We start from the raw sequence: 11,962 nt of genomic DNA, 5'->3' as shown, positions 1-11,962 counted from the left end.
AGGCCGCCGGGCCAGGGACTTCGCACAAGGGAGTCACGGCCCAACGGCCGGGGCTCGCGCACCACGGAGCCGGCCCTGCCGGGCCGAGGCTCCCCGAGGAGAGGGTCCGGCCCGCCGGGCCCGCACCGCACGCCGACGGAGCCAGGTCCACCCGGGCCGGGGCTCCCCACAGACGGCCGTCCGCCCCGAAAGGCAGTCGGGGCGGACGGTCTGACCCCCCACCCTGCCAGATCCACCCACGCAGGACCGCCGTACAACCGACCCACAACCACAGGAGAACCCCGATGCGCACAATGCGCCTCACCGCGGCCATGGTCGCCGCCGCCGTGGTGTCCGGCACGCTGGCTCTCGCGAGCCCGGCATCCGCCGACCCCACCCCCGCCGGGACCTTCCGCCAGCTTGTCGGCGTGGGTTCCGACACCACCCAGGACGTCCTCAACGCCCTCGCCGGCGACATCGTCAACGGCAAGAGCTACGCGGCCACCGCCGTGAAGGCCGGCAACGCGGGCATCGCCTCGTACGACGCCTTCGCGCCCGACGCCGCCACCTCCACCATCCAGACCCGCCCCGGCGGCCCCGCCTTCCTGCGTCCCAACGGCTCAGGACCGGGCCGGACCGCCCTCAGCATGTCGCTGACGGGTGACAAGTTCCCCAGCTCGACCGGTGTCGCCATCAAGGGCCAGGTCGACTTCGCCCGCTCCTCCGGCGGCCCGAGCACCTCCGGCACCACCCTCACCTACATCCCGTTCGCCCGGGACGCGGTGGGCGTCGCCGTCCGCGGCTCTGCCCTCGACACGCTGACGGTCGACCAGCTGCACGACATCTACACCGCCGGCGACACCCGCCTGAAGGTGCTGAACGGCCAGACCCTGCACGCGGTCCTCCCGCAGGCCGGCTCCGGCACCCGCAAGTTCTTCCTCGCGGCGATCGGCCTGACCGAGACCACGGTCTCCTCGGAGATCCCGACCGTCCAGGAGAACCAGGCCAACGCCGCGCTCACCCAGGACGGCGCGCTCGTCCCGTTCTCCGTGGGCAGCTGGATCGCCCAGAACAACGGCATCGCCCCCGACTACAGCAAGGCCGCCGTCGCCGCCGGCGCGCACCTGGCCGGCGTCCAGCTGCCCGGTGACACCGGTGTCTCCAGCCCGGTGACGACGGTGAACGGCAAGCTCACCCCGGTCGCCGGCTACTTCGAGAACGCGACCTTCGGCCGCGACGTCTACAACGTCGTCCCGAGCCGCGCGATCGACCCGGCCGGCATCTTCTTCGACAAGGCGCTCTACGACGTCTTCGTCACCAGCGGCACCCACGAGGCGGGCCTCGCCACCGACACCGCCGAGAAGGTCATCGCCGACTTCGGCTTCCTGAACGAGTCGTACAACGGCTCGATCAACCCGGCCAGGCACGCCAAGCTCGGCGGCCTGGAGGTGTCGGGTGTCGACGTCAACACGCCCGCCAAGCCCGCGCTGAAGGCCACCACCGGCGACGCGAGCCTCAAGCTGACCTGGACCGCGCCCACCCCCGCGCCCGCGCTGCCCGTCACCGACTACCGGGTCACGCTGACCGGTTCGGACGGCGCCGTCGTGGCCGTCAAGGACGTCCCGGCCGGCACCACGTCGTACAGCTTCACCGGCCTGGCCCTCGGCACGTACACGGCCTCGGTCTCCGCCGCCAACCTCAACGGCGCTGGTTCCGCCGCCACGTGGACCGGCTCCGTCAAGTACACGAGCTCCGTGAAGGCCACCGCCGCCACGACCGCGTACGGCAAGACCCCCAAGGTCTCCATCGCCGTCACCGGCTCGCACGGCGTCGTCCCGAGCGGAAAGGTGACCGTCAAGGACGGCACCACCACGCTCGGCACCGGCAACCTGGACAGCTCCGGCCGGGTCGGCATCAGCCTGTCCACGCACCTCAAGGTCGCCACGCACACCCTGACGGTGTCCTACGGCGGCAGCACCAAGCTCAACACGTCCTCCACGACCGTCAAGCTGACGATCACCAAGGCGACCCCGTCCGTGGGCACCACCGCGCCCGCCTCGATCAGCCACAACAGCGGCGCCAAGGTCGGCGTGAAGGTCACCGCGACCGGCACCACACCGACCGGCACGGTCCGCGTCTACGAGGGCTCCCACGTGATCGCCACCGGCACGCTCAGCGGCGGCAAGGTGACGCTCACCCTGCCCAAGCTGAAGGCCGGCAAGCACACCATGCACGTGTGGTACCTCGGCTCCTCGACGGTGAACTCGAGGAACGGCGCGAACTTCACCATCAAGTCCACCTGACGCACGACCCGTCGGGGAGACCGCGACCGCGGTCTCCCCGACGGTCCCACCGACGAAGCCATGGAAGGAGACGCGTCGCCGTGACGGTCGCCGTACAGACCACGCTCACCACCCCCGCGCCGCGGCTGGGCGTTCGAGGCGTCACCGCCGTCCGGCACCTCGCCCGGGGCGGTCTGCTCACCCTGGCCGCCCTGCTGCTCGGCCTCACCGCCCAGCTGCTGCTCGTCAGCGGCGTCCAGGAACGGGCCGCGCAGCACGCCTCGTACGACGCACTGCGCACCGAACTCGCCCTCGGCACCGCCCCGGTGGCCCAGACCGACCAGAACGGCGACCTGCTCGCGCCGGGCACGCCCGTCGCGCTCCTCGACATCCCCGCCGCCCATGTCCACCAGGTGGTCCTGGAGGGCACCGACTCCGCCGTCCTCACCGACGGCCCCGGCCACCGCCGGGACACCCCGCTGCCCGGACAGTCCGGCACCAGCGTGCTGATGGGCCGCGCGGCCGCCTACGGGGGGCCCTTCGGACACCTCGGCCGGCTCGCCGCGGGCGACACGTTCACCGTGACCACCGGCCAGGGCAGGGCGAGGTACCAGGTACTCGGTGTACGACGGGCCGGCGACCCGGCGCCCGCCACCGTGGCCCCGGGCAAGGGGCGCCTGGTCCTCGTCACGGCCACCGGCGCGCACTTCATGCCCGGCGGGGTGCTGCGCGTCGACGCCGACCTGATCTCCACGCCCGCCCAGACCCCGGCGGCCGTCATCCGCTCCGGCACGCTCCCGGAGTCCGAGCAGCCCCTCGCGCACCCCTCCGGCGTGCCGTGGCCACTGGTCATGTGGCTCCAGGCGCTGGTGGCCGTCGCCGTCGCCGCGGTGTGGACCTGGCACCGGTGGGGCCGGCACCAGACGTGGATCGTGTTCGCGCCGGTCGTCGCGGTCCTGGGCCTCCAGGTCGCCGTCCACACCACCGAACTGCTCCCGAACCTGATGTGACCGGCCTGTCAGTCGGCCCGCCTGTCAGTCGACCCGCCTGTCAGTCGACCCGCCTGTCAGTCGGCCCGCCCGCCCGCCGACCCGCGTGCCCGCGTGCGTGACCGACGGGCCGACCGACCGCCTGTGTGACCGCCGCCCGCCGCCCGCCGCCCGACCGCCGTCCTGCCCGACCGATCGACCCGACCCCGCCATGAGGTGCCCGACGTGACCGATGCGATTGCCGCGCTTGACAGCGCCGCACCCGAGACCACCCCGCCCCTGGCCACCGTGGCCGACACCGAGCCGCTGCCACCGGTCCCGGCCGCGGCACCCCTGGCGTCCGGACCCGGCGCCCCCGCGCCCGCGACGCTCGAAGCACGGTCCGTCTCGGCCTGGTTCGGCAGCCACCAGGTGCTGCGCCGGGTCTCCCTCACCATGCCGGCCGGTCAGGTCACCGCCCTGATCGGCCCCTCCGGCTGCGGCAAGTCGACGTTCCTGCGCACGCTCAACCGGATGCACGAGCTGATTCCGTCGGCCGCGATGGGCGGCGAGGTGCTCTTCGACGGCGAGGACATCTACGCCCCGCAGCGCCGTCTGACCGACGCCCGCCGCAGGATCGGCATGGTCTTCCAGAAACCCAACCCGTTCCCCGCCATGTCGATCTACGACAACGTGGTGGCGGGCCTGCGTCTGACGGGCACTCGTGCCGGCCGCCGGGAGAAGGACGAGCTGGTCGAGGAGAGCCTGACCAGGGCAGGCCTGTGGAAGGAGGTACGGGACCGGCTCCGCCAGCCCGGCGGCGCGCTCTCCGGCGGTCAGCAGCAGCGCCTGTGCATCGCCCGTGCGCTGGCCGTACGTCCCCAGGTGCTGCTGATGGACGAACCGTGCTCGGCGCTCGACCCCACGTCCACCCGCCGGGTCGAGGAGACCATCCACGAACTCGCGGGCCAGGTGACCGTCGTGATCGTCACGCACAACATGCAGCAGGCGGCGCGCGTCTCCCAGCAGTGCGCGTTCTTCCTCGCGGAGCAGGGCACCCCGGGCGGCATCGTCGAACACGGTCTCACCGAACACATCTTCGGCACCCCTGAGGACCCGCGCACGGCGGACTATGTGGCGGGCCGCTTCGGCTGACATCCTCGGCCGATATGAAGAGCAGACGCCGTACCGTTCTCACCGCGCTCGGGGAGACGCCCGCCCCGAGCACGGTGACGACCGCCGCGACGGTGACCTCCCCACCCGCGGCAGGCGTCGCACCGGCCTCGAACACGGCCCTGTACGCGAACCCCGCCTGGACGGAGGGCATCGACTGGGTCCGGCGCTCCGGCCGCGCTCCGGCCGACGGCCGGAGCGCGGCCGGTCGTGCCCCCTCGCCGCGCTCCACGGTCGTCGCCCCGCACGGCGGCGGTATCGAAGGGGGGACCTCGGAACTCTGCCTGGCGACAGCCGGTTACGACCCCGCCGACCTCTCGCCCACTCCGCCCGCCGGACCGGTCCACGGCTTCTGGATGTTCGAAGGGCTGATGAGCAGCGGAAACGCCGACCTGCACGTCACCTCGACCCGCTGCGACGACGCGATCGCCCGCTCCCTGTGCGCGGACAGCCTCAACGTCCTCGCGCTGCACGGCTGCAGGCCCGAGCAGGCCGGCCTGGAACCAGGCGCCGCCGCCGTCCTCGTCGGCGGCCTCAACCCCACCTTCCGCCGGTACCTGGTGGAGGAGTTCACCGCGGCGGGCATCCGCGCGGTGACGGCGTCGGGCGAGGAGGAGATCGCGGGACTCTCCCCGCGCAACATCTGCAACCGCACCCGGCTCGGCATGGGCGCCCAGCTGGAGATGACCACGGCCCTGCGCACCGCGATGTTCGCCGAGGGCGAGAACACGCTCGCCACCCGCGCGACCGGGCTTCTCCCGTTCTTCTGGACGTTCGTCGACGCGACCCGCAGGGCGATCGACCGGCTGGAGGCGGAGCAGACACCGCTGTGAACCGGCTGTGCCCGGCGTGAGTTGTTAGGGTCACCCGTGCGAACGGACGAGTTGACCGAGCGACGCGACGGGGGTCGGCGTGGGAGACCGTACGGGCCGTCAGGGCGGCCCGAAAGATCTGCGAGCCTCCCACGAGGGCCTGACGAAGCTGGCAGGCGACCTCGACGCCATGCGCGATCACCTGGACCAGCAGGTCAAGCGCATGGACGCGGTCGTCGACCGCATCGAGGCGGACTGGCGGGGCCCGGCGGCGACGGCGTACCGCGAGTTCCACCGCGCGGCGACCGAGGACGCCGTACGCATCCGTGAAGTGATGACGCACCTCGCGCGGGCCGTGCGGCTGAGCCGGGACGGCTTCACGGAGCGGGAACTGGCCGTGGTCGAGGGGATGCGGCAGATCCACGTGGACGTGGGCGGCGAGGTCGACCGGCTGTCCACGCCGAACCCGGACGCCGCGCGAACGAGCCCGCCCGCGCGCCCGAGCAGCGGCCTCGACGCCCTCTGACCTCGCACCGACCACGACGAGGCACTTCTCACGTACCGGGGGAAACATGCGGCAGGCCGACGACGACCACATAGCCGTCTCCTTCACCACCCTTCACGACCTCGCCGTCGAGCTGGAGGACATCCTCAAGAAGCTCAACGGCGGACTGGACGACCTGTACGACCGAGCCGTCCCCGTCGTCCTCTCCTGGGAGGGCGAGGCCCGCGAGGTCTTCGTCGACAAGCTCGACGAGTGGGACCGCTCGGCGCAGGACCTCCAAGCGGCCCAGAAATGGCTGCACGCATACGTCACGACGGGCCACGCCAACTACACGGCGGCGCACCGGGCGGTGCTGCGGGGCTGGGGGGCGGTCTGATGGCCGACCGTCCCAGCGACGCCCAACGCAAGCGGGAGCGGGACCAGTTGAAACCAACGCCGCCCGGCAGCAGCGGTGGGTTCGATGTGCGGCCGCCGCACCTGTACTACTCGTCGGCGGTGGTTCGTGACGGGCAATTCGACTACGACAAGGGCGTGACCCAGCTGGTCGAGGCGCTGAATCACTACAGCCAGTCGGCAGGTACCGGGTGGGGTCCTGACTCCTTCGCCCATGTGTACATGGAGATCACCGAGAAGTTCATCAAGACCTGGGCGACCAGCGTGGTGAGCGTCGGCGGCGTCGCGGTCGGACTGACGGTGACGGCCAACAACTACCTGGCGGCGGACTGGTTCGCGCGCCGCATGCAGGGGCCGCCGCCGCGCCGCGCACCCCCGGTCGTCATCGACAAGGAGCCCGACCACGGCAAGGTCAACGACATCAAGTGGATCGGGACGGGAGAGGACGCCGACTCCTGGGCGGTCTCCGGGGCGCTCGGTGAGATCCCGGACTTCCTCGCGGACGTCATCGGGCCGGCCGTCGAGTACGGGCTCAACCTAGGCAAGACCCACGAGATCACCCCGGGCGCCCGCGAGGACGACCTCAAGGGGATGGCCACCGCGTGGCGCGAGGCCGGGAGCGCGGCCTTGAAGGCGGGCGACGACTTCACCTCCGCCATCAGTTACATGACGGACCCGCAGGGCAGCAGTGAGTGGCAGGGCGCGATGAAGTCGTTCTGCCAGGCGATCTGGGGAACCACCGCGTGGGGCCGTAACCGTGACGCGCTGGGCGACATCGCCCAGCGGGGCGGCCGCAGCTGGAAGACCTCGGGAACGGTGGCGCCCGCCCAACGCCGCCCGATCCTGGAAGTTCTGCACCACACCGCCGACACCGTCCAGAAGACCTGCGACGACCTGGCCCAGGTGGCGAAGACCTGCCGGGAGACCACCACCAACCTGGCCAGGACCGCGGCCAAAGGGATGGTGGCGGACCTGACGACCGGGCTTGACCCGGTGGAACTGCTCGAACTCGCGGGCAGCGCCATGTTCGGCAAGTTGGTCATGACGTTCCGCCAGCACATGGACCGGGCGGCCGCGGACAAGGCCGTCGAGATCTACCAGCAGAAGTTCAGCGATGCGGCCGGCACACTCCGCGAGCTGGAGTGGGAACTGGACGAGGCGCTCAGGAGCGCGCCCACGTTCAGAGCCGAGGAGGCCAGGGCCGAGGCACTCGGCGGCCGGTCGATGAACGAGTTCAAGAAGGAGCACAAGCTGCTTAACGGGGAGAACCCGTTCCCGTACAGGTACACGATCGACCTGGCGATGGCCGAGGACCTCGGCGGTGGTCACACCATCGACAAGCATGTGGGCAAGACCGACGCCCAGCTCCTGCAGCGGTTGCGCGACCAGGCCAAGGGGAACGGCGAGCCGAAGATCCCGGCGGCATCGAGCTTCGTCGACCTCGCTTCGGCCCAGAAGTACACCCAGGACTGTATCCGGCAGAAGAGCGGCGACATCGACGCGTGGCTGGCGACCGGGCCCCCTCCCGACCCGCCGACCAAGGTCTTCCAGGTCAGCGCGGTGGGCCCGGCCGCGACCAGCCCGCTGGCCGTGGCCCCGGTGACGGGCCGCACCTCGAGAGTGGTCAATGGCCGGTCGACCCCGGTGGCAGACGCACACGGCGTTGCCACCCGCCTCAAATACGACCCCGGTCTCAACCCACCCTTCGTCGTGGTCACCTCCATGCCCGAATAGGCCCCGATCCGGCCCGCACCGGCCCCGAATAGGCTGACCTCCCGTCTCCCGTCCCCTCACCGAACCCGACCGTCACAAGGAGCTGCGATGCCGACCCTGGACGCCGAGACCTGGGCCGAGGCGCTCAGCATGTACGAGCGGCGGTACTCGTACGTGTTGGTGGGGCCCCGCGAACACCAGGACTGGGTGCGGGATGCTGAGGCGGTCATGCGCAGGGAGGTGACGGATCCACGGTCCTGGAGGTGGCTCGACGCCGACGAAGGCGAGGAGGAACGCCTGGAGCACACGTTCTTCCCCTTCGTCCTGCCGCCCTCCGATCCGGAGGGCGGGGTCGGGTGGCGGCGTGGACTGAGGGCGGTGCCCCGGACGTCGGTGGAGAGGCTGCTCGTCGTGCTGTCCACCACCTGGCTGGATGTCCCCAAGGAACGCGCCCGCAACAACTTCGAGACCCGTCGCCCGGAGCTCGAGCGGAAGGCGCGGGCGGTCCTGTCCCGCTTCCCGGAGGGAACCTCCTTCTACACGAATGCCGGGCTCCCGGGCGTGAGCACGGACAGCGCCGTCGACGCTCCGGACTTCTATGAGGCGATCACCGGCTGCACGCCCGTATCCCAGTACGACTGGGATCTCGGTCTGGTCGCGGTGACCGACACGGAGATCGGCCTCTTCTGGTCCTTCGACGCCACGTGAAGACGCCACGTGAAGACGCCACGCGGGGAGGAGCGCCTCTCTCGGACCAGCCGTGACCGGCTCCAGGAACTCATCGACACTGTCAACGATCACTAGCAGCGGGAGCACTCATGACCGCTCGTCCGACCCGCTCCGCCACCTACCCCGACCGCGAAACCGCCCAATGGGCCACCCAGCAGGTCGTCACCGCCAACGAGCAGCTCATCCACCGCTGGCTCGCCCGGTCCACCCGCCCCCGTCTGACGATCGAGGCGTCCTGGCCCTCGCGTTCCGAGCCGGTCGGCCGGGTCCTGCTGCAGGCGATGATGCTGGCGGGCCGCGACCCCGTGGACGTACGCGCGGCCCGCGTGGTGCTCAGGCGCGACGCGACCCGCCCGCACGGCTTCGTCGTCCACGCCACCTTCCCCACCTTCCTGTAGACCCGTAGAGGCTGATCACCGTGTCCCTGAGCCCCCTAGAACACGACCGCCGCCACGGCGAACTGGACCAGGTGATCCGCGCCTACGCCGGACAGCCCGCCGACGACACCCCGGACACCCCCGGCCGGGCCCTGACCGCCTACCTCCGCCACACCTGGCACACCCGCCCCTGGGCGCTGGCCACGGCGGAGGCCCAGCTGCGGGAGTACGCCCGCAACCCGCCCGGCCGGCTCCGCCTGCGCCTCGGCGAGTTCTACGCGATCCCGGACGTCGGGCTTCCCGAGCCGGACGTCCAGCAGTGGCTGTCCTGTCTCGCCGACCACATCAGGCACAGCGTCGAGACCGGTGAGGCGCCGCCCCCGGCCATCCCCGCCACCCACTGGGAATGGCACGCCCGCTTCCCCGAACTCGGCCAGTTCCTCGGCGGCTGGTTCTCCCAGGACATGCCGGACGAGTTCGACGACCACGACGCCGCCGTGGACGACTACGCCGCCGGCACCCACCCTCAGCTCGTCGCCCGTCTGGCCGGCGAACTGCACGAGCTCCTCGCCCTGGACCTGGACGAGTCCGACCACGCCCTGGCCGTCGCCGAACTGGGCATGGAGGTCGACCCGCCGGCTCCCTACAGCCCCGGCGGCTGGCTCGCCCTCGTCGCCCGACGGCTCGGGTCGCCGCGAGCGGAGTACGGGCGGCCCGACACGGCACGGTGAGGCGCACGGCCCGTTCGCTGCCCCACGCCCCGAGAACGCCGCCCGGCACGGGCACGAGCAGGAGCACGCGCAGGACCTGGCGGCCACGACCACTGGGCCGTCCAGGTCCTTCAAGGCACTTCCAAGCACTTCCAGACCCTGCGAGGTCCTTCCAGGCCCTGCGAGTCCCTCCCGCTCCTTTACGTCACGGAGGGCGTCCGGCGCCGGGGGACGGCGCGGGCGGCCGTCCGTCGATCGGGAGCCCCGGGACATCCCCCGCTCGGCCGGACGTGAAAACCGGCGGCCCCTCGCGCCCGGGTCGACGGGGACTGGTGTCCGGGCATCCATGCGCATGATCTTGGCCGGGTCTGTGGGACCGTAGGGTACGGGAATGGGCTCGGACACCCCGAGCGTTCCCCTATGGGAGTCCGCGGGCAGCCCCGGCGGACTGGATCGAGCAGAGGGTAGGCGGCCCGCATCAAGGGACCCGCGACACCCCCATGGTCACGGACCGTCACCGCAGTCGGTCATCGGTTCGGACGCGGCAGCAGTCGGCCGCCGTTCCCATCGCACGCCGGTCGGCCTTCGGCCGGGATGCGGCCCGGGCAGGGCGCGCATACCGTCTGGCTCAAGATCTCATCGTCCGGAAAGACGGGCGAGCGTACCCATCCCACCTGAAACCTATGCGTCGCGCGGCCAAGTTTCTTCCCCTGACGGGCTGAACTTTTGTTGATCGTGGGTCAGTTGGCCGCCCCGTCGCCCTACCCTTCAAAGGGTGAACCAATTGATGTCCCGAGAGTACGAGGCCGATGTTCCCGGGGGAGCCGTGCTCCCCGGCACCCTGCCCGACGCCCTGCGTGCCGAGCTGATCGCGTTCCGGCGCGACATGCACATGCACCCGGAGCTCGGCAACCACGAGTTCCGCGCCACCGCGGCACTCAAGGCACGTCTGGAGCAGGCGGGCCTCAAGCCCCGCGTGCTCGCCATCGGGACCGGACTCATCTGCGACATCGGGATCGACGACGCCGACGGCGCGGGGGAGGGCGAGCGGACCGGGGAAGGTGACCGCGTACGCGCCGGCGCACGGGACGGGGTCGTCGACGGCGGACGCGGCATGCTCGCGCTGCGCGCCGACATCGACGCCCTGCCCATCCCCGACACGAAGAGTGACTGCGCGTACCGCTCGACCGTGCCCGACCGCGCGCACGCCTGCGGCCACGACGTGCACACCACCGTCGTCCTCGGCGCCGGGCTCGTCCTCGCCGACCTGCACCGCCAGGGGCTCCTGCCGCATCCGGTACGGCTGATCTTCCAGCCCGCCGAAGAGGTCCTGCCCGGCGGCGCGCCCGACGCCATCGACTCCGGAGTGCTGGAGGGCGTGGGGCGGATCATCGGCGTGCACTGCGACCCGAAGGTCGACGCCGGGCGGATCGGACTGCGGCACGGTCCCATCACCTCCGCCTGCGACCGGCTGGAGGTCTCGCTCGACGGCGCCGGCGGCCACACCGCGCGCCCCCACCTCACGACCGACCTCGTCACCGCCGCCGCGCGCGTCGTCACCGACGTGCCGTCCCTCGTCGCCCGGCGCGTGGACGCCCGCAGCGGGCTCGCGGTGACCTGGGGACGGATCGAGTCCGGGCACGCCTGCAACGTCATCCCGCAGCACGCCGAGCTCTCCGGGACCGTACGCTGCCTCGACCTCGAGGCGTGGCGGCAGGCACCCGACCTGGTGCACGAGGCCATCGACGAGATCGCGAACCTGTACCGCGCCAAGTCCGAGATCAACTACATCCGGGGCGTCCCGCCGGTCGTCAACGACCCCGCGGTCACGGAGCTGCTCCACGACGCCATGACCTCACGGCGCGGCCCGTACTCCGTCGAGGACACCGAGCAGAGCCTCGGCGGCGAGGACTTCTCCTGGTACCTGGAGCACGTGCCCGGCGCGATGGCCCGCCTCGGAGTCCGTACACCGGGCGAGCGCACCACGCGTGACCTGCACCGCGGCGACTTCGACGCGGACGAGTCGGCCATCACGGCCGGAGTCGAGCTCTTCACCGCGGCGGCCCTGCTGGACGCGATCCGCTGAGGGCTGTCCGTGATCCCCGGCGGATCGGCGCGCGGCGTCGGACGCGGTGCGTCGCGAGGCGGTCCGTCGCGAGGCGGAGGGTCGCGAGGCGGAGGGTCGTCCTCGTGCCGGGTGTTGTTCGGGCGACCCCGACAATGCGGCGAGGTGCCGTGGCCGTCGTCGATCGCCCGCCGGGGATCACGGGACATGCCTCGGGTCCTGCGGGGACCTCCCGACATCCCCGGGCCTCCGTGAA

General features: G+C 71.7%; 11 protein-coding genes. All 11 read left to right on the top strand.

Annotated elements, in window-relative coordinates; translation table 11 throughout:
* Nucleotides 1-284 precede the first annotated feature (284 nt).
* The 11 genes from GFH48_RS16260 (at nucleotide 285) to GFH48_RS16210 (ending at nucleotide 11,727) form a co-directional block, all read left to right on the top strand.
* Nucleotides 285-2,282, top strand: a complete 1,998-nt coding sequence (locus tag GFH48_RS16260; RefSeq protein WP_153288972.1) for an Ig-like domain repeat protein — start codon at nucleotides 285-287, stop codon at nucleotides 2,280-2,282.
* 80 nt (nucleotides 2,283-2,362) lie between these two features.
* Complete coding sequence (locus GFH48_RS16255) at nucleotides 2,363-3,271, top strand: sortase (protein ID WP_194280600.1); 909 nt, start codon at nucleotides 2,363-2,365, stop codon at nucleotides 3,269-3,271.
* A gap of 312 nt (nucleotides 3,272-3,583) precedes the next feature.
* Nucleotides 3,584-4,384 carry a phosphate ABC transporter ATP-binding protein PstB gene (gene pstB, locus GFH48_RS16250; RefSeq protein ID WP_153292939.1) on the top strand — a complete coding sequence of 267 codons (801 nt, stop codon included), beginning with the start codon at nucleotides 3,584-3,586 and terminating at the stop codon, nucleotides 4,382-4,384.
* 14 nt (nucleotides 4,385-4,398) lie between these two features.
* On the top strand, nucleotides 4,399-5,235 hold the full coding sequence (locus GFH48_RS16245) for a poly-gamma-glutamate hydrolase family protein (RefSeq protein WP_153288970.1): 837 nt from the start codon (nucleotides 4,399-4,401) through the stop codon (nucleotides 5,233-5,235).
* Nucleotides 5,236-5,314: 79 nt separating this feature from the next.
* Nucleotides 5,315-5,740 (top strand): WXG100 family type VII secretion target, encoded by a 426-nt coding sequence (locus GFH48_RS16240; RefSeq protein ID WP_194280599.1) that lies wholly within the window; start codon nucleotides 5,315-5,317, stop codon nucleotides 5,738-5,740.
* A gap of 46 nt (nucleotides 5,741-5,786) precedes the next feature.
* Nucleotides 5,787-6,095 carry a WXG100 family type VII secretion target gene (locus GFH48_RS16235; RefSeq protein ID WP_153288969.1) on the top strand — a complete coding sequence of 103 codons (309 nt, stop codon included), beginning with the start codon at nucleotides 5,787-5,789 and terminating at the stop codon, nucleotides 6,093-6,095.
* The gene (locus GFH48_RS16230; RefSeq protein WP_153288968.1) at nucleotides 6,095-7,846 is read left to right on the top strand and encodes an RNase A-like domain-containing protein; all 1,752 of its coding nucleotides are present in this window, start codon (nucleotides 6,095-6,097) and stop codon (nucleotides 7,844-7,846) included. Before GFH48_RS16235 ends, GFH48_RS16230 begins: the two co-directional genes overlap by 1 nt.
* Nucleotides 7,847-7,933: 87 nt before the next feature.
* Entirely contained in the window at nucleotides 7,934-8,533 is a 600-nt protein-coding gene (locus tag GFH48_RS16225; RefSeq protein WP_153288967.1) for a hypothetical protein, read from the top strand.
* Nucleotides 8,534-8,643: 110 nt separating this feature from the next.
* On the top strand, nucleotides 8,644-8,952 hold the full coding sequence (locus tag GFH48_RS16220) for an RNase A-like domain-containing protein (protein ID WP_153288966.1): 309 nt from the start codon (nucleotides 8,644-8,646) through the stop codon (nucleotides 8,950-8,952).
* A 20-nt stretch (nucleotides 8,953-8,972) separates the two neighbouring features.
* Nucleotides 8,973-9,662: a contact-dependent growth inhibition system immunity protein gene (locus GFH48_RS16215; protein ID WP_153288965.1), complete on the top strand. Its 690-nt coding sequence runs from the start codon at nucleotides 8,973-8,975 to the stop codon at nucleotides 9,660-9,662.
* Between the two features lie 766 nt (nucleotides 9,663-10,428).
* Complete coding sequence (locus GFH48_RS16210; RefSeq protein WP_153288964.1) at nucleotides 10,429-11,727, top strand: amidohydrolase; 1,299 nt, start codon at nucleotides 10,429-10,431, stop codon at nucleotides 11,725-11,727.
* Nucleotides 11,728-11,962 lie beyond the last annotated feature (235 nt).

The organism is Streptomyces fagopyri, assembly GCF_009498275.1.
In the GTDB taxonomy this organism is placed as follows: Bacteria; Actinomycetota; Actinomycetes; order Streptomycetales; family Streptomycetaceae; genus Streptomyces; species Streptomyces fagopyri.
This window is presented reverse-complemented; position numbering and strand designations above follow the sequence as displayed.

Excerpts from the sequence above, each read along its gene's own strand:
- GFH48_RS16220 (WP_153288966.1), top strand. The coding sequence starts at position 8,644 with ATGACCGCTCGTCCGACCCGCTCCGCCACCTACCCCGACCGCGAAACC.
- GFH48_RS16210 (WP_153288964.1), top strand. The coding sequence starts at position 10,429 with ATGTCCCGAGAGTACGAGGCCGATGTTCCCGGGGGAGCCGTGCTCCCC.
- GFH48_RS16225 (WP_153288967.1), top strand. The coding sequence starts at position 7,934 with ATGCCGACCCTGGACGCCGAGACCTGGGCCGAGGCGCTCAGCATGTAC.
- GFH48_RS16245 (WP_153288970.1), top strand. The coding sequence starts at position 4,399 with ATGAAGAGCAGACGCCGTACCGTTCTCACCGCGCTCGGGGAGACGCCC.
- GFH48_RS16260 (WP_153288972.1), top strand. The coding sequence starts at position 285 with ATGCGCACAATGCGCCTCACCGCGGCCATGGTCGCCGCCGCCGTGGTG.
- GFH48_RS16235 (WP_153288969.1), top strand. The coding sequence starts at position 5,787 with ATGCGGCAGGCCGACGACGACCACATAGCCGTCTCCTTCACCACCCTT.
- GFH48_RS16230 (WP_153288968.1), top strand. The coding sequence starts at position 6,095 with ATGGCCGACCGTCCCAGCGACGCCCAACGCAAGCGGGAGCGGGACCAG.